The following is a 16,424-nucleotide window of genomic DNA, read 5'->3' on the forward strand; positions in this document are numbered from 1 at the left end:
AAGCTGTTCATGGACGAAATCACTGCCCCGGTCCTCGATCACTGACGCCGGCGCACGAAGACCGTCTATCTCTGCGAGCTCGCCCGCGACGACCGTGCCTGGGGCGGCGATGACCCGCCAGGCGTGGTCTATTTCTTCGCCCCCGGGCGGCATGGCGAACATGCGGAAAACTTCCTGACCGGCTTTGACGGCATCCTGCAGGTCGATGGCTATCAGGGCTATACCCGCCTGACGCGCCCGACACGAAAGGGCGGCAGCCCGATCACCGTGGCGCATTGCTGGGCGCATGCCCGCCGCAAGCTCAGGGAGGTCTTCGACCGCGACGGGTCCGAAATGGCCGCCGAGGGTCTGCGCCGCATCGCCGAGATTTACGCCATCGAGAAGGACATCCGCGGCACATCCCCCGGACAGCGGCTCTCGGCCCGGCAGGCCCGCTCCGCGCCGCTGGTCGCAGCCTTCGGGACATGGCTGCAGGTGCAGCGCCTGCGGGTCTCGGCAAAGTCACGCCTCGGCGAAAAACTGGCCTATATCAACGCGCATTGGCAGGGCCTGCAGACCTTCCTGAGCGATGGCCGCGTGGAAATCGACAGCAACAATGTCGAAAATCTCGTCCGCCCGATTGCCCACAATTATCTGATATATAACAAGAAATAAATAAATAACCTATACCTGAACGCCGCTCCAATTCTATCATGGGTTGCCCCTATCCATATCTGAATATGTGCAACACCGCACCAGAAAAGGAAAGGGATTACAGATGGATAGGAAGAAAGCGAAGGAACCGGCATCGCCACCGAACGTCAAGGCGCTGGAACGTACCCGATCAGAGATCAAAAGATCATATCGTGGCCACCAGGACGCCCTGAGGCATACGCTGCAGGAGGCGGCGGTACGGGAGCTAGCCATCCGCAATGACCCGGACGAGCTAAGCGCGTTTTGTGAGATGGATCATTGGCAGGGGAAGAAATCCCGCCCGTCAGTTGAGCAGCCTGACAAATTGCGGCTATTCATCCTCAAGTTCGTCTTTTCCTGGCGAAAAAACACCGACAAGGATGCCAGCCGCTACAACAAGGCGATAGAGGCGCTCCTTGTTGACGGCGTTCCGCGGGAAGAAATTGCGGCGGAGCTCAAGAAGCGGGGCGGCATTCAAAAGGTCTATGCTGATTACCGGGCGATGGGGCAGGAGGCTAAGGAAGGCGGGCCGGTTAAAAAAGCCTCTATCTCCGCGCGTATTGCCGCGGCGAGAGCGACGTACCTCCGTACCGTGCAAGAAATCGACGTCGATGAAATGGACCTTTTCCTTCAAGCTGAACCCGATGATCTTGAGGACCTGCTTAACAGTTCAGAAGGCGAAGAGTTCACGCTAAGGGTTCGTAATACTGGTGCCGACGATACGGGCTTTGTTCAATTCGAGCTCTTGGCGAGCGATGAGGCGCATAGACCTGCCCGACGCGCGACCCGCAAGCCCAAGCGCCCTGGACGATCAGGCGGCAGGGCATCACTGCACTAGCGTTGCCGTTGGGTGATAAAAACTCGCCCCGGCCCGTGATTTGGGGTCGGGGCCATCGTTCGTTTGAAGTGTCGGGCGGGGTTCGGCCGTCTGGTTCCTCGCGAAGGTGGGCCGCAACTCTGCTCGCGACAGTTTTTCGGCCTTTCTCACGGCCTTGTTCTGATCGACGGTCGTGATGTTTCTGTTAAAGCGAAACATTCCGGCGACAATGCCTTCATGGGTTTGGCCGAACACATATCGGGGCCGGCAAGGCCGTAGAGGGCCGCCTCCAAGCCAGAAACCTGACTGCCCGCACGGATCCATAGGCATGGCTGATTGTGTCTATCGTGATCCCTATCTGATCCGCCGTATGCGTCCGGTGAGACTTTCAATTACCCACAAGTTGTGATGTCCGCGCCGAGTGCGATATCGGCCAGTCTGCTCCATCCCCTCCAGATGACCATGTTGCCTGGTGGCGGGTCGCTTTTCCTTGCGAGATATCCACCGAGGCGGGCGATCACGAGCAGGTAATCGGCCAGCGATCCGTCGTGGCATTTGCCGTTCATCCCAAGGCGGTCCAATATGGCGATTTCGTTGCTGGTGAGCGCGACGGTCGGGGGAGCTGATGGCGCGATGCGATGCATCGTGGTGAGCCAGAACAGCCGCCACGCGACAACACACAGGACGGCGATGTAATTGACCAGCCGCTCGGCGGTGCGCAGCTTGGCCTCCTCGGCGCGGCAGCCGGATTTCAGCACCTTGTGGAAGGTTTCGATCTTCCAGCGGCTGGCATACCAGCCGATCTTCTCGGACGAGGAGTGCTACAACTATTCAACGCCGCAGGATATGAGACACATTGAGAGCGAAATGCTCTAAACGAACTGTTCCCTGATCAGCCTTTCCTCCAGCCCGTGACCGCTGTCGAACAGGATGCGGTGCCGGATTTCGGTGGCGCTGTGGATTTCGACCCAGGTGACATGCCTGACGGATCGGGAATCGGCGTCGGCCATGACCGGGCGGCGTTCGGGATTCAGCACTTCGATGGCGACATGGGCGGATTTCGGGATCAGCGCGCCGCGCCAGCGCCGGGGCCGGAAGGGGGCAATGGCGGTCAGGGCCAAAACCTCGGAATCGATGGGCAGGATCGGGCCGTGGGCCGAATAGTTATAGGCGGTCGAGCCAGCCGGCGTGGACAGCAGCGCGCCATCGCAGACCAGTTCCTCCATCCGCATCCGGCCGTCCACATGGACCCGCAACTTGGCGGCCTGAGGCCCCTCGCGCAGCAGGCTGACCTCGTTGATGGCCAGCGCCTCTTGCACGGAACCATCGGCACGGGTGGCGCGCATCCGCAGCGGGTTGATGACGGTTTCCTCGGCGGCGGCAAGGCGCTGCGGCAGATCGTCTTCGGAATAGCTGTTCATCAGAAAGCCAACCGTGCCCCGGTTCATCCCATAGACCGGAATGCCGCGTCCCTGGGTGGCGTGCAGCGTTTGCAGCATGAAACCGTCGCCGCCAAGTGCGACGACCAGATCGGCCTCTTCCAGCGGGACGGAACCGTAACGTGCCACCAGCGAGGCCAGTGCCTGCTGGGCCGGGTCGGCCCGGCTGGCATCGAACATGATCTTGGGCGGCATGGGCAAATCCGGAACAGTCGCGTTTTCAAGAGCATCCATCCGCCGCAGCGCGAACGCAACCCTGCCGTTGCGTATTCTCACCGCGCCCAGGCATCAAGGTCCAGCCCGCTTTGCGCCGCGACCCTTGCGCGTTCGGCCGCATAGCGCCGCGCCAGATCGCGGCGGGTCGCCTCGGCCAGAACAGGCACTGGCTGGCCGGGCGTGTCGATGCCGCGGCGCAGCGCACCGCGCAGGCGCACGGGCAGCAGCCGTTTAAGGCCGCGCTGGATCACGCCGGGATGGCGGATCGCGCGGGTCAGCGCAGGAAAGCGCGGCAGTGCTGACAGGGTCGCCGTCGCGTTGACCCTGTCATTCGGCGGCATCGGGTAATCGCCCAACCCAAGATGGCCGCATAATTGCCGCCAGCAGGTTTCAGGCCGCGATTGCAACGCCACATAATCCAGAAACAGGATGCTGTCGCGCGGAAAGGCCCGCAAATAGCGGTCGATCTGGGCTGCGTAATCTCCGCCCTGCGCATAGGCATAGGCCCAACTCCAGCCGTCGCGCAGCCGGGCCTGCTCGGCCTCCAGCGCCGATTCGAAACTGTGACACGGCTCCAGCCCGTCGCGCAGATGGTGCAGATATTGTGAAAAGGCGCGGGTCACGGGATCGCGCAGCAGGATCACGATGCGCGCGTCGGGCCTGGCAGCGGCGATACGTTTCGCCGCCTGATCGTCATACAGATAGACCGGCGACACGTCACCCGCGATCCGCCGCCCTGCCCCTGCATAAAGCCTGTGATAGGCCGCCGCATCCGTGGCGATGCGGGCGGTGTAATCCGGATCATACGGCCCCTCGCGCGGCACCGCCGACCTGCCCGCAAAGGCGAAATATCCCGGCTCTTTCACATCGGGCAGAAAGACCTGCGGATGCCCGCGCAGCCATGTCCAGACAGCCGTGGTGCCCGCCTTGGCGGCTCCGACGACATAGAAATCCGGCGCGGAGGTGGGTCTGTCCTGTGCATCCATGACCGCAGATTACCCCGGCCAGCGCCGGGGTCACGCGCGACAAGGGTTAGCCGCCGGTCCCGACGGGATAGGCGTGGCGTGGAATGCGCCATAAGGTCGTTTTGTTACTTTCGCGATGGCAGGCCATGCGTTAAGAGGGCGCCATCCAGTCGTCCCTAGCCCACAGAGGATGCAAGCACATGAACGCTCCGACCCGCGAGACCGGTTTCTTCACCGACAAGCTGTCCAGCGGCGACCCCGAAATCGCCAATGCCATCGGCAAGGAACTGGGCCGCCAACGCGACGAGATCGAACTGATCGCGTCCGAGAATATCGTCAGCCGCGCCGTGCTTGAGGCGCAGGGTTCGGTGCTGACCAACAAATATGCCGAAGGCTATCCGGGCAAGCGCTATTACGGCGGTTGCCAGTTCGTCGATGTGGTCGAGACCCTGGCGATCGAGCGGGCGAAAAAGCTGTTTGGCTGCGAATTTGCCAATGTCCAGCCGAACAGCGGCAGCCAGATGAACCAGGCGGTGTTTCTGGCGCTGTTGCAGCCGGGCGATACCTTCATGGGGCTGGATCTCAATTCCGGCGGCCACCTGACCCATGGCAGCCCCGTGAACATGTCGGGCAAATGGTTCAACGTGGTCAGCTATGGCGTCCGTCAGCAGGATCAGTTGCTGGATATGGACGATATTCGCGCCAAGGCGCTGGAACACAAGCCCAGGCTGATCGTGGCGGGCGGTACCGCCTATAGCCGCGTCTGGGACTGGGCTGCCATCCGCGCCATCGCCGACGAGGTGGGCGCATGGCTGATGGTGGACATGGCTCATATCGCGGGGCTGGTCGCGGGTGGTCAGCACCCCTCGCCCTTGCCGCATGCGCATGTGGTGACGACGACGACGCATAAATCGCTGCGTGGCCCGCGCGGCGGCATGGTGCTGACCAATGACGCCGACATCGCCAAAAAAATCAACAGCGCGGTGTTTCCCGGCCTTCAGGGCGGCCCGCTGATGCATGTGATCGCCGCCAAGGCCGTGGCCCTTGGCGAGGCGCTGCAACCCAGCTTTCAGGCCTATGCCGCACAGGTCGTCGCCAATGCCCGCGCCATGGCGGACGAGCTGATGAAGGGCGGCATTGACATCGTCTCGGGCGGCACCGACAACCACCTGTGCCTGGCCGACCTGCGCCCGAAAGGCGTGACCGGCAAGGCGACCGAGGCCGCACTTGGCCGCGCCCATATCACCTGCAACAAGAACGGCGTGCCCTTCGATCCCGAAAAGCCCTTTGTCACCTCGGGCGTTCGTCTGGGCACCCCCGCAGGCACGACGCGCGGCTTTGGCGAAGATGAATTTCGCCAGATTGCCCGCTGGATCGTCGAGGTTGTGGACGGACTTGCCGGCAACGGCGAAGAGGCGAATGCCGAGGTCGAGGAACGCGTCAAGGCCGAAGTCGCGGGGCTTTGCGCCCGCTTTCCGCTGTATCAGGGGATGTAAGGCCGGGGCACGCAGCGGGATTTCTGGAAACGGGCGCCGGTTTTCGGATGAAACCCCTGCAAAATCTGTAACCCCAGGCATGCATTCCTGCGCAAAGCGCGCGTCCGACCGGGCGGGTCGGTCCTCCGAGGGCTTTTCCGGGGGGGTGGTTCAGAATTCGACCCCCGGCTGGCCCTTGATGCCCGACCGGAAGGGGTGTTTGATCAGCGTCATCTCGGTCACCAGATCGGCGGCCTCGATCAGGCCCTCTTTGGCGTTGCGCCCGGTCAGGACCACATGGGTCAGTTCGGGCTTTTCGTCACGCAGGAAGGTCAGCACCTCATCCAGATCCAGATAGTCGTAACGCAGCGCGATATTGATCTCGTCCAGCAGGACCATGCGGATGTGCGGATCGCGGATCAGCTCTTTCGCCTTGTCCCAGCCGGCACGGGCGGCGGCAATGTCGCGGGCCTTGTCCTGCGTTTCCCAGGTGAAGCCCTCGCCCATGGCGTGAAACTGGCACAGGTCGCCGAAATGTTCCGTCAGCAGGCGGCGTTCGCCCGTATCCCATGCCCCCTTGATGAACTGCACCACGGCGCAGGGCATGCCATGGGCGATGCAGCGCAGGATCATGCCGAAGCCTGACGACGACTTGCCCTTGCCCGCCCCGGTATGGACGATGATCAAGCCCTTTTCGCCCGATTTCGTCGCCATGATCTTATCCCGCGCGGCCTTCTTCTTGGCCATTTTCACGGCGTGGCGGTCACTGTCATCGGTCATCCGGTTTCTCCTGCGGGCTTGACAACCGGCCCGCCGCTGCGTCATTGAGCGGCATCGCTGGTTCCTGCCATCCGGCAGGCTAAGAGGGAATGCGTCAGGTTTCAATCCGTGGACCCAAGCGCAGCCGCCCCCGCGACCGTGACCGGACAGGTCTCCTGACCACTGGCTTTGCCGGGAAGGTGGGATGACCGCAGGATGCGCCCGCATCCGGTATCCGCAAGCCGGGAGACCTGCCCGCGATGGCATATGTACGGCGGACGGGGTACTTCCGCGACAGTCCGGCTGCTGGCCTTTCGTCGCCGCGCAGCCCTGTGCTGCGCCCCGCGTGCCGTCAAGGGATCAAGGGGCAAGGACGCGTGCGCGCAGTTCTGCATGTCTGCACCACCTGCCGGGGAACCGCGCAGGACACCGATCCGGCCGATGACCTTCGGCCGGGTGCGCGTTTGCATGCCCGGCTTGTGGCGGGGGACAGCCCCGAGGGCGTCGAGATCCGCCCGGTCGCGTGCCTGTCGGCCTGTTCGAACGGCTGTTCCGTCGCGCTCAGTGCGCCGGGCAAGTGGTCCTATGTCTATGGCCGCCTGACCGAGGCCGATGCCGATGCCATTCTGGAGGGTGCCGCCCGCTATGCCGTCAGCGGCGACGGTATCGTGCCCTGGCGCGAACGACCCGAGATTTTCCGCAGGCAAAGCCTTGCCCGCATCCCCCCGCAGGAGTGAACGATGCCAGATCTGACCAAAATCCCCGTCACCGTGATCACCGGATTTCTGGGCGCGGGCAAGACCACGCTGATCCGGCATCTGATGGCCAATCCCGGCGGGCGCAGGCTGGCGGTGCTGGTCAATGAATTTGGCAGTGTCGGCGTGGATGGCGAGATTCTGCGGCAATGCGCTGACGAGAACTGCCCGGAGGAAAATATCGTCGAGCTGGCGAATGGCTGCATCTGCTGCACCGTCGCCGATGATTTCATCCCCACGATTGAATCGCTGATGGCGCGGCCTGTGCGCCCCGACCACATCCTGATCGAGACCTCGGGTCTGGCCCTGCCGAAACCGTTGCTCAAGGCATTCGACTGGCCCGCGATCCGGTCCCGCATCACCGTTGACGGCGTGATCGCGCTGGCTGATGCCGAGGCGGTGGCAGCGGGCCGGTTCGCCCCTGATGTCGCGGCGGTCGATGCGCAGCGGCAGGCCGATGACGCCATCGACCACGAGACCCCGCTGTCCGAAGTGTTCGAGGACCAGATCGCCTGCGCCGACATCGTCCTTTTGTCCAAGGCCGATCTGGCCGGTCACGCCGGGCTGGAGGCCGCCCGCGCCGTGATCGAGGCCGAGGCTCCGCGCAGGCTGCCTGTCCTGCCGCTGACCGAGGGGGTGATCGACCCTGCCGTGATCCTTGGCCTTGGTGCCGCCGCCGAGGATGATCTGGGCGCGCGTCCCAGCCATCATGATGGTGCTGAAGATCACGAACATGACGATTTCGACACGGTGGTGATCGACCTGCCCGAAATCGAGGATCCCGCCGAGCTTGTCGCCCGGATCGAACGCCTTGCGCGCGACCGCAACATCCTGCGCGTCAAGGGCCATGTCGCCGTGGCGGGCAAGCCGATGCGCCTGCTGGTGCAGGCCGTGGGTGGCCGGGTGCGGCATCAGTATGACCGCCCCTGGGGTGCCGCGCCGCGCCGCTCGGCGTTGATCGTGATCGCCGAACATGACGACATTGACGAGGGCGCGATCCGGGCGGCCCTGGCCGGGGGCGTCGCGGCCTGATGCATGTCGTCTTTCGCGAAAGCCACGGCCTGGAAGAGACCGGGGTGCCGACGGATCTGGGGCAGAGGCCCGCGGATCTGGTGGCGCTGTCGTTCTCGGACAGTGATCTGGGGGCTTTCGCGGCGGGCTGGCGGCGGGCGGCGGGTGGCCTGCCCTCGTTGCGGCTGGCCAATCTGGTGGCGCTGCGCCATCCGGTTTCGGTCGATATCTATGCGGACCAGACCCTGTCAGGCGCGCGCGCCATCCTCATCCGCCTGATCGGCGGCGAGGCCTATTGGCCCTATGGTCTGGCCTCGGTGCAGGATCTGGCGCGGCGACGGGGGATCGCGCTGGCCGTTCTGCCCGCCGACGGGCGCGAGGATGCGCGGTTGGATCAGCTTTCGACGGTGCCGGTTCCGGTGCTGCGGCAGCTTGCGGCGCTGTGCGATGCGGGGGGCGCGGTTGCGGGGCAGGCGGCGCTGGCGCTGCTGGCGCAGGCGGCGGGGCTGAGCGCTGTAACAGTCGCCGGTGACAGCCACCTGCCACAGCGGGGGTTCTACGATCCCGCGCGCGGGGTCATCGCCGGACCGGACGGGCAGGGACCGCTGGCGCTGGTCAGCTTTTACCGCTCTTATCTGACCGCCGCCGATCTTGCGCCGGTGGATGCGCTGATCGAGGGGCTGCGGATGCGCGGTTTCGCCGCCTGCGGGCTGTTTGCGCCATCGCTGAAATCGCAGGGTCTGGGCGATTGGCTTGCCGATGCGCTGGCCGATATGCCGGGCGGGCGGGAACCGGCGGTGATCGTCAACGCCACGGCCTTTTCCGCGCAGGGGGCGGATCGGGAAACGCCCTTCGACCGCTACGGTTGCCCGATTTTTCAGGTTGCCCTGTCCACCGCCCGCAGGCGCGAATGGCAAGAGGCCGGTCGTGGCCTGTCGCCCGCCGATCTGGCCATGCATGTTGTCCTGCCCGAGGTTGACGGCCGCATCTTCGCCGGGGTGGTGTCCTTCAAGGCCGCCGAGCCCCGTGACCCTGATCTGGAATATTCCCGCTTTGTCCACCGCCCCGCGCCCGACCGGATCGAGGCCGTTCTGGACCGTGTGGCCGCAAGGTATCGTCTGGCCGCTGTGCCCGCCGCAAAGCGGCGGGTGGCGGTGGTGCTGTCCACCTATCCGGGCCGCGAATGGCAGATGGCCCATGCGGTCGGTCTGGACGCGCTGGCCTCGACCGACGCGCTGTTGCGGCAGATGGAGGGCGAAGGTTACGCCATCGCGCCCGGCCCCGATGCCGCAGGTCTGGCGCGGGAACGGATCCTGTGGCCTCTGGCCGATTACCGGGCCGCGCTGGCCACCTTGCCGCAATCGCTGCGCGACGATCTGGCGGCGGCCTGGGGGGAGCCGCAGGACGACCGGGCCTGTGCCGATGGCGGTTTTTGCTTTGCCGCAATCCGGCGCGGGGGGGTGCTGATCGCGCTGCAACCCGAACGCGGCGAGGTTGCGCAACGGGCCGATGATTATCACGACCTGTCCCGCACCCCCCGCCACGCCTATGTGGCCTTTTATCTGTGGCTGCGGGCGCAGGGGATGGATGCGCTGGTCCACATGGGCGCGCATGGCACGCTGGAATGGCTGCCCGGCAAGGCCGTCGCCCTGTCCGCCACCTGCTGGCCCGAGGCGCTGACCGGCCCGCTGCCGGTGATCTATCCGTTCATCGTCAACGATCCGGGCGAGGCCGCGCAGGCCAAACGCCGCATTGCCGGGGTGACGGTCGGGCACATGCCGCCGCCGATGCGGCAATCGGCAGTCCCCGAAACGATCCTGCGGCTGGAACACCTGCTGGATGAATATTCCACCGCCGACGGGCTGGATCCGGCCCGCCGCGACCGCCTGATCGCCGATATCCGCGATGAGGCGCGGGCGCGCGGCGTCGAGGACGATCTGGGCATCCCCCCGGACGCAGGTATGGCCGAGGCCATCACCCGCATCGACCGCTTTGTCTGCGACATCAAGGAAAGCCAGTTCGGCGACGGGCTGCATGTCCTTGGTCAGGGCGAATGCGGGGCTCAGGAGCGTGCGGGGCTTTGCGATGCGCTGGCGGGCAGGCATGTCCCGCCCGGTCCCGCAGGCAGCCCCGCGCGCGGACGTCGCGACGTGATTCCGACCGGACGCAATCTGTTCGCGGCGGATCCTCGCGCGGTCCCCTCGGATGCCGCTTATGCGCAGGGCGTCAGGCTGGCAGAGGAACTGTTGCGCCGGCATTTGCAGGATCACGGCGACTGGCCGCGGGGACTGGTCGTCGATCTGTGGGGCAGCGCGACGATGCGCACGGCGGGCGAGGAATTTGCCATGGCGCTGCATCTGGCCGGGCTGAAGCCCGTCCGCGATCACGGCTCGACCCGCGTTTCGGGGGTCGGGATCATTCCACTGGCGCTGCTGGGGCGCCCCCGGATCGACGTGACTCTGCGGGTCTCGGGCCTGTTTCGCGACGTCTTTCCCGGTCTTGCGCAACTGTTCGAAACCGGCGCTGCGGCGCTGGCGGGCCGGGACGAGGATCCCGCCGACAATCCCTATCTGACCCGCGCCCCCCGCGTCTTTGGCCCGCGACCGGGCCAGTACGGCCTTGGCATGGGCGGGGCGCTGGACAGCTTTACCCCCGAGGCGCGGACGGCTGCGGGCGAGGCGTGGCTGGCCGCGTCCGAATGGGCCATCGGTCAGGACGGAACCGCCCGCCCCGAACGCGCAGGGCTTGAGGCACGGCTGATGCGGGCCGACAGTTTTGTCCATGCGCAGGATCTGCCGGAATCCGACCTGCTGCTGGCCGCCGATTACGCCGCGCATGAGGCTGGTTTCGCCGCTGCCCTTTCCCGGATCGGGGCCGCGCGACCGGCGCTGTATCATCTGGATGCGACCCGGCCCGACCGCCCCCGCGCCCGCAGCCTGACCGAAGAAATCGCCCGCACCCTGCGCGCCCGCGCCGCCAATCCCGACTGGGCCGATGGCATGATGCGCCACGGCTTTCGCGGCGGGGCCGAGATCGCGGCGACGCTGGACCACCTGGCCGCCTTTGCGCATCTGGCGCAGGTGGTGCCGCCGCATCTGTTCGATCTCTATCACGATGCGACGATTGGCCGGCCCGAGGTCGTGGCCTTTCTGGAACGCGAGAACCCCGGCGCGCTGGCGGCGATGCGCGACCTGTTCCGCCGTCTGGCCGATGCGGGGCTGTGGATCACCCGCCGCAACTCGATTGCGGCCGGGTTAGGGGGCGGGATATGAGCTTTACCGTACAGGGCTGGTGTCCCGGCGCGCTGCGGCCGATGGTTTCGGGGGACGGGCTGATCGTGCGGCTTCGTCCTGCGGGCGGGCGTATCGCCTCCCGGCAAGCCAAAGGGATCGCGGCGGCGGCGCTGACATATGGCAACGGGCTGATCGAGCTGTCGGGCCGCGCCAATCTGCAATTGCGTGGCATCCGCCCTGACTGCCATGCGCCGCTGATCGCCGGTCTGTCCCGGCTGGGGCTGATCGATTCCGACATTGCCGCCGAAACCCGCCGCAACCTGATCGTGACGCCCTTTGCCGATGCCGGAACAGACGCGCTGGCCCGTGCGCTGGCCGAGGCGCTGTGTGATGCGCCGCCCCTGCCAGAGAAATTCGGCTTTGCCGTGGATTGCGGCCCCGCGCCGGTCATGGCCGATACGCCCGCCGATATTCGCCTTGAACGCGCGGCGGATGGCGGGCTGATCCTGCGCGCCGATGGTATGGTTCTTGGCGCGCCGGTCGAGGCCGCCCATGCGGCACATGCCGCCATCGCGCTGGCACATTGGTTTGTGGCGGCAGGTGGCAGCGCCGGGGGGCGGGGCCGCATGGCTGCGCTGATCGCGGGCGGGGCGCGGCCCGATGGTGCACTGGCGGGTCGGGTCGCGCCTGCGCCCGCCCTTGCACCGCCGGGGCCGGGGCTGGTGCCGCAAGGCGCGCTGCTGGCCGTCGCGTTCGGGCAGATGCGCGCCGAAACACTGGCCGAACTGTCGCGGCTTGGCCCGCTGAGGATGACGCCCTGGCGGATGGTGCTGGTGCAGGGGCTGGCCCGTCTGCCCGACCTGCCCGGCATCGTGACCGATCCCGCCGATCCGCTGCTGCGGGTCCGCGCCTGTACCGGGGCTCCGGGTTGTGCGCAGGCGCATCGTCCGACGCGCGATCTGGCCCGGCGATTGGCCCCGCGCCTGAGGCCCGGCATGGTGCTGCATGTCTCGGGCTGCGCCAAGGGTTGCGCCTGCCCGCACCCCGCCGATCTGACCCTGACCGCGACGCCCGGAGGCTTTGACCTGATCCGGGATGGCCGCGCCGACGGCCTTGCCGCCCGCCGCAACCTGACCGACGCCGATCTGCTGACCCTGCCGGAGTTTTTCTGATGCCCCATGATTACGAAAAGGACGGCGCGCGGATCTATCTGCAATCTTTCGCGACGATCCGCGCCGAGGCCGATCTGGCCCGCTTCACCGCCGACGAGGAACCCGTCGTCGTCCGTATGATCCATGCCGCCGGAATGGTCGGGCTGGAACGGCATGTGCGTTTCACCCCCGGCATGGCCGACGCCGCGCGGGCCGCGTTGCTGGGCGGGGCGCCGATTTTGTGTGATGCGCGCATGGTCAGCGAGGGGATTACGCGCTCGCGCCTGCCGCGCGACAACCGGGTGATCTGCACGCTGCACGATCCCGCTGTTCCCGACATGGCAAAGGCGATGGGCAACACCCGTTCCGCAGCCGCGCTGGAATTGTGGCGTCCGCATCTGGGCGGCGCGGTCGTCGCCATCGGCAATGCGCCCACCGCCCTGTTTCATCTGCTGAACATGCTTGAGGAACCGGCCTGCCCGCGCCCTGCGGCCATCATCGGCTGCCCGGTCGGCTTTGTCGGTGCGGCGGAAAGCAAGGCGGCGCTGATCGCCGCCGCGCCGGTCCCTGCCGTCGTGGTCGAGGGGCGGCTTGGCGGCTCGGCCATCACCGTTGCCGCCGTCAACGCGCTTGCCAGCCGGAAGGAATAAAGATGGGCAGGATCATCTGTGCGGGCCTTGGCCCCGGCGACCCCGACCTGATGTCGCGCCGCGCCGAACGCGCGGTCCGGGAGGCGGCGCATCTGGCCTGGTTCCGCAAGAAGGGCCGTCAGGGTCAGGCACGCCGTATCGTACAGGGGATGGTCGCGCCGGATGCCGTTGAATACGCGATGGAATACCCGGTCACGACCGAGATCCCGTTTGACAGCCCCGAATACAATCGCCTGTTGTCAGCGTTCTATGACAGTTGGGCCGCGCGTCTTGCCACGCTGGCGCAAGGTGCCGATGTGGTGGTGCTGTGCGAGGGCGATCCGTTCTTCTATGGCTCTTTCATGCATCTCTATGTGCGGCTGCAAGGCCGGGCCGAGATCGAGGTCATCCCCGGTATTCCCGGCATGACCGGCTGCTGGAACGTGACCGGCACGCCGATCACCTGGGGCGACGATGTGCTGACCGTGCTGACGGGCACCCTGCCCGAGGACGAGCTGGTTGCACGGATGGCAGGGACCGATGCGCTGGTCGTCATGAAAACCGGGCGCAACCTGCCCAGAGTCCGGCGCGCGCTGGCACGGGCGGGCAAGCTGGCCGATGCCTGGCTGGTCGAACGCGGTACGATGCCCGGTCAGCGCATGGCCCGGCTGGCCGAGGTGGGCGACGACGATTGCCCCTATTTCGCCATTGTGCTGGTCCATGGCCGGGGCCGCCGCCCCGGCTTGCTTGAGGCTGCGGAATGATCCGGGCGTCGGCATGAGCGGCTGGATCGCCGTGGCGGGGCTGGGGCCGGGGGCTGACGATCTGGTCACGCCGCAGGTCCGCGAGGCCCTTGCTCAGGCCACCGACATTGTCGGCTATATTCCATATGTCGCCCGCATCGCCCCGCGTGAGGGGTTGACGCTGCATGCCAGCGATAACCGGGTGGAACTGGACCGCGCCCGTCATGCGCTGGATCTGGCGGCTGCGGGGCGGCGGGTGGTCATCGTCTCGTCCGGGGATCCGGGGGTGTTCGCCATGGCCTCGGCCCTGTTCGAGGCGGTCGAGACCGCGCCGGGCCCGGAAGTGGCGGATATCCGCATCCTGCCCGGCATCACCGCCATGCTGGCCGCTGCCGCGCGCGCGGGGGCACCTCTGGGGCATGATTTCTGCGCCATCAACCTTAGCGACAACCTGAAGCCCTTCGAGGTGATCGAACAGCGCCTGCGCCACGCCGCGCGGGGCGATTTCGCGATGGCCTTCTATAATCCCCGTTCGCGCGCCCGCCCGCATCAGTTCGCCCGCGTGCTGGACGTGCTGCGCGAGGAATGTGGCCCTGACCGGCTGATGATTTTCGCCCGCGCCGTCAGCACCCCCGATGAATCGCTGCGCACCGTCACGCTGGCCGAGGCCACGCCGGAAATGGCCGATATGCGCACCGTGGTGCTGGTTGGAAATTCCGCCACGCGGCGCGTCGGGGACTGGGTCTATACTCCGCGTGGAAAGGCCGCGCCGTGATCAGCCAGCCACTGCATAACCTCTCGGGGGCTGGCCGCGATGGCGCGCGGCGGCAGGGCGGGGCGGTCGATCATGATGACCGGCAGTCCCAGCATCCGCGCGGCGGTCAGTTTGGCCGCGGCCCCGGCACCGCCCGCGTTCTTGGCGACGACATGGGTGATGGCATGGTCGCGCAGCAGTGCGGTATCGCCCGCCACGTCGAACGGCCCGCGCGCGATCACGGCCCGCGCGCGGGGCAGGGGCAGGGCCGCATCGGGCGGGTCCACGAGGCGCAGCAGATAGAAATGCTGCGGGCAAAGCGCAAAACTGTCCAGCGACTGCTTGCCGATGGCCAGAAACACCCGCGCAGGGCTGTCGGGCAGGGCACAGACGGCGGCCCCCGTATCGGGGACGCAGATCCAGCGGTCGCCCGGCTGCGGCGCCCATGCCGGACGCTCCAGCGCGATCAGGGGAACCCCCGCAAGGGCGCAGGCGGCGATGGCGTTGCGGCTGATCCGGCCCGCAAAGGGATGGGTGGCGTCGATCACATGGGTGATGCCTTCGCGCCGCAGGTAATCGGCCAGCCCCTCTGCCCCGCCAAACCCTCCGATCCGGGTCGGCAGGGGCTGGGGGACGGGCGCTGTTGTCCGTCCGGCATAGGAAAACACCGTCGGGATGCCCGCATCGGACAGATCAAGGGCAAGCAGGCTGGCCTCGGTCGTGCCGCCCAGCAGCAAAAGGCGTGTCATGTCTGATCCGTGGCTGACAATCGTGGGTCTGGGCGAAGATGGCCCGGACGGGCTGTCCGGCGCAAGCCTTGCCGCGATCGCCGGAGCGCAGGTGATCTTTGGCGGGCCACGCCATCTGTCGCTGGTCGCGGCGGGCAACCGGGGCAGGCCCTGGCCGGTGCCCTTCGACATCGCCCCGGTGCTGGCCGAGGCCGGGCGGCGCGTCGTCGTTCTGGCCTCGGGTGATCCGTTCTGGTTCGGGGCGGGCGCGGTTCTGGCCACCCGTCTGCCCGCAGGCGCATGGCGCGCGCTGCCCGCGCCGGGGGTGGTGTCTCTGGCCTGCGCCCGCCTTGGATGGAAGGTCGAGGATACCCGCTGCCTTGGCCTGCACGCGACGGGCTTTGCGCCGCTGCGCACGGTTCTGGCGCGGGGCGTGCGGGCGCTGGCGACGCTGCGCGACGGGGCCGCGCCCGCCGGGCTGGCCGCCTGGCTGGTGGCGCAGGGCATGGGCAGGACGCGCATGATCGTGCTGGAACGGCTTGGCGGGCCGTTGGAACGCCTGCGCGAGGCACGGGCGGCGGGCTTTGATCTGACCGGCATCGCCGCGCCGGTGGCAGTGGCGCTGGATTGCGCCGACCTGCCGCGCGGGGCGGGCATGCCCGCCGTGCCGGGACTGCCCGAGGCGGCCTTTGCCCATGACGGCCAGATCACCAAGTCCCCGGTCCGGGCGCTGACCATGGCCGCGCTGGCCCCCCGCGCGGATGAATTGCTGTGGGATATAGGGGGCGGGTCGGGCTCTGTCTCGGTCGAGTTCTGTCTGTCTGGCGGACGCGCCATCAGCATCGAGCCTCGCCCTGACCGGATCGCCAATATCCGCGCCAATATCGCCGGTTTCGGGCTGACCGGCAGGATGCAGGCCATCGAGGGCCGCGCCCCCGAGGCGCTGGACAGCCTGCCCCCGCCCGACGCCGTGTTCGTGGGCGGCGGCGGCAGCATGCCGCTGTTCGACGCCCTCTGGCAACGCATCGCGCCCGGCACGCGCCTTGTGGCCAATGCCGTCACGCTGGAGACCGAGGC

Annotated in this window: 15 protein-coding genes, 1 pseudogene and 1 riboswitch; of the genes and pseudogenes, 11 read left to right on the forward strand and 5 right to left on the reverse strand. The window is 67.0% G+C overall.

Going from position 1 to position 16,424, the window contains the following annotated elements; all coding sequences use genetic code 11:
* Positions 1-60: 60 nt before the first annotated feature.
* Positions 61-654 (forward strand): annotated as a pseudogene (locus tag ACK5L9_RS06890) (IS66 family transposase); the annotation flags it as partial.
* Positions 655-757: 103 nt separating this feature from the next.
* On the forward strand, positions 758-1,510 hold the full coding sequence (locus ACK5L9_RS06895; protein WP_416910729.1) for a hypothetical protein: 753 nt from the start codon (positions 758-760) through the stop codon (positions 1,508-1,510).
* Between the two features lie 371 nt (positions 1,511-1,881).
* Here the strand turns inward: ACK5L9_RS06895 and ACK5L9_RS06900 are convergent, their stop codons facing one another.
* The 3 genes from ACK5L9_RS06900 to ACK5L9_RS06910 all read right to left on the reverse strand — a co-directional run bounded on the left by ACK5L9_RS06900 (position 1,882) and on the right by ACK5L9_RS06910 (position 4,130).
* Positions 1,882-2,247, reverse strand: a complete 366-nt coding sequence (locus ACK5L9_RS06900) for a hypothetical protein (RefSeq protein WP_416910730.1) — start codon at positions 2,245-2,247, stop codon at positions 1,882-1,884.
* A 114-nt stretch (positions 2,248-2,361) separates the two neighbouring features.
* Positions 2,362-3,123 carry an NAD kinase gene (locus ACK5L9_RS06905; protein WP_416910731.1) on the reverse strand — a complete coding sequence of 254 codons (762 nt, stop codon included), beginning with the start codon at positions 3,121-3,123 and terminating at the stop codon, positions 2,362-2,364.
* 77 nt (positions 3,124-3,200) lie between these two features.
* Positions 3,201-4,130, reverse strand: coding sequence for a sulfotransferase family protein (locus ACK5L9_RS06910; RefSeq protein WP_416910732.1), 930 nt, complete (start codon positions 4,128-4,130; stop codon positions 3,201-3,203).
* Positions 4,131-4,309: 179 nt separating this feature from the next.
* On the opposite strand from ACK5L9_RS06910, the gene glyA reads away from it, so the two are divergent.
* Positions 4,310-5,605 carry a serine hydroxymethyltransferase gene (glyA, locus tag ACK5L9_RS06915; RefSeq protein ID WP_416910733.1) on the forward strand — a complete coding sequence of 432 codons (1,296 nt, stop codon included), beginning with the start codon at positions 4,310-4,312 and terminating at the stop codon, positions 5,603-5,605.
* A 150-nt stretch (positions 5,606-5,755) separates the two neighbouring features.
* On the opposite strand, the gene cobO is transcribed toward glyA, so the two are convergent.
* A complete protein-coding gene (gene cobO, locus ACK5L9_RS06920; RefSeq protein WP_416910734.1) occupies positions 5,756-6,364 on the reverse strand; it encodes a cob(I)yrinic acid a,c-diamide adenosyltransferase in 609 nt (202 codons plus the stop codon).
* Between the two features lie 41 nt (positions 6,365-6,405).
* A riboswitch (cobalamin riboswitch) is annotated at positions 6,406-6,617 on the forward strand.
* A 103-nt stretch (positions 6,618-6,720) separates the two neighbouring features.
* Here cobO and ACK5L9_RS06925 point away from each other — a divergent pair.
* Genes ACK5L9_RS06925 through cobJ form a run of 7 tightly spaced genes read left to right on the forward strand, consistent with a single transcriptional unit; the run spans position 6,721 to position 14,640 of the window.
* Entirely contained in the window at positions 6,721-7,080 is a 360-nt protein-coding gene (locus tag ACK5L9_RS06925) for a DUF1636 family protein (RefSeq protein WP_416910735.1), read from the forward strand.
* A 3-nt stretch (positions 7,081-7,083) separates the two neighbouring features.
* Positions 7,084-8,130 (forward strand): cobalamin biosynthesis protein CobW, encoded by a 1,047-nt coding sequence (gene cobW / locus ACK5L9_RS06930; RefSeq protein WP_416910736.1) that lies wholly within the window; start codon positions 7,084-7,086, stop codon positions 8,128-8,130.
* Positions 8,130-11,381: a cobaltochelatase subunit CobN gene (cobN, locus tag ACK5L9_RS06935; RefSeq protein ID WP_416910737.1), complete on the forward strand. Its 3,252-nt coding sequence runs from the start codon at positions 8,130-8,132 to the stop codon at positions 11,379-11,381. The genes cobW and cobN overlap by 1 nt, the downstream gene beginning before the upstream one ends.
* Positions 11,378-12,514, forward strand: coding sequence for a precorrin-3B synthase (gene cobG / locus ACK5L9_RS06940; RefSeq protein WP_416910738.1), 1,137 nt, complete (start codon positions 11,378-11,380; stop codon positions 12,512-12,514). Before cobN ends, cobG begins: the two co-directional genes overlap by 4 nt.
* Entirely contained in the window at positions 12,514-13,143 is a 630-nt protein-coding gene (locus ACK5L9_RS06945) for a precorrin-8X methylmutase (protein ID WP_416910739.1), read from the forward strand. The genes cobG and ACK5L9_RS06945 overlap by 1 nt, the downstream gene beginning before the upstream one ends.
* A 2-nt stretch (positions 13,144-13,145) precedes the next feature.
* Entirely contained in the window at positions 13,146-13,886 is a 741-nt protein-coding gene (locus ACK5L9_RS06950) for a precorrin-2 C(20)-methyltransferase (protein WP_416910740.1), read from the forward strand.
* Between the two features lie 13 nt (positions 13,887-13,899).
* Positions 13,900-14,640 (forward strand): precorrin-3B C(17)-methyltransferase, encoded by a 741-nt coding sequence (cobJ, locus tag ACK5L9_RS06955; protein WP_416910741.1) that lies wholly within the window; start codon positions 13,900-13,902, stop codon positions 14,638-14,640.
* Here cobJ and ACK5L9_RS06960 read toward each other — a convergent pair.
* Positions 14,610-15,368 (reverse strand): cobalt-precorrin-6A reductase, encoded by a 759-nt coding sequence (locus ACK5L9_RS06960; RefSeq protein WP_416910742.1) that lies wholly within the window; start codon positions 15,366-15,368, stop codon positions 14,610-14,612. The two genes, cobJ and ACK5L9_RS06960, sit on opposite strands and share 31 nt — an antisense overlap.
* On the opposite strand from ACK5L9_RS06960, the gene cbiE reads away from it, so the two are divergent.
* Positions 15,367-16,424: precorrin-6y C5,15-methyltransferase (decarboxylating) subunit CbiE (cbiE, locus tag ACK5L9_RS06965; protein WP_416910743.1), on the forward strand; the 1,058-nt coding region annotated here is incomplete at its 3' end. The genes ACK5L9_RS06960 and cbiE overlap by 2 nt on opposite strands.

The sequence above is a fragment of the Paracoccus sp. (in: a-proteobacteria) genome (assembly GCF_047973135.1).
GTDB lineage: Bacteria > Pseudomonadota > Alphaproteobacteria > Rhodobacterales > Rhodobacteraceae > Paracoccus.

What these genes read in the sequence shown, in the direction of transcription:
- ACK5L9_RS06905 (WP_416910731.1), bottom strand. Translation starts at nt 3,123, where the DNA reads ATGCCGCCCAAGATCATGTTCGATGCCAGCCGGGCCGACCCGGCCCAG.
- cobW (WP_416910736.1), top strand. Translation starts at nt 7,084, where the DNA reads ATGCCAGATCTGACCAAAATCCCCGTCACCGTGATCACCGGATTTCTG.
- cobO (WP_416910734.1), bottom strand. Translation starts at nt 6,364, where the DNA reads ATGACCGATGACAGTGACCGCCACGCCGTGAAAATGGCCAAGAAGAAG.
- cobN (WP_416910737.1), top strand. Translation starts at nt 8,130, where the DNA reads ATGCATGTCGTCTTTCGCGAAAGCCACGGCCTGGAAGAGACCGGGGTG.
- ACK5L9_RS06945 (WP_416910739.1), top strand. Translation starts at nt 12,514, where the DNA reads ATGCCCCATGATTACGAAAAGGACGGCGCGCGGATCTATCTGCAATCT.
- ACK5L9_RS06950 (WP_416910740.1), top strand. Translation starts at nt 13,146, where the DNA reads ATGGGCAGGATCATCTGTGCGGGCCTTGGCCCCGGCGACCCCGACCTG.
- glyA (WP_416910733.1), top strand. Translation starts at nt 4,310, where the DNA reads ATGAACGCTCCGACCCGCGAGACCGGTTTCTTCACCGACAAGCTGTCC.
- ACK5L9_RS06910 (WP_416910732.1), bottom strand. Translation starts at nt 4,130, where the DNA reads ATGGATGCACAGGACAGACCCACCTCCGCGCCGGATTTCTATGTCGTC.
- ACK5L9_RS06895 (WP_416910729.1), top strand. Translation starts at nt 758, where the DNA reads ATGGATAGGAAGAAAGCGAAGGAACCGGCATCGCCACCGAACGTCAAG.
- ACK5L9_RS06960 (WP_416910742.1), bottom strand. Translation starts at nt 15,368, where the DNA reads ATGACACGCCTTTTGCTGCTGGGCGGCACGACCGAGGCCAGCCTGCTT.
- cobG (WP_416910738.1), top strand. Translation starts at nt 11,378, where the DNA reads ATGAGCTTTACCGTACAGGGCTGGTGTCCCGGCGCGCTGCGGCCGATG.
- cobJ (WP_416910741.1), top strand. Translation starts at nt 13,900, where the DNA reads ATGAGCGGCTGGATCGCCGTGGCGGGGCTGGGGCCGGGGGCTGACGAT.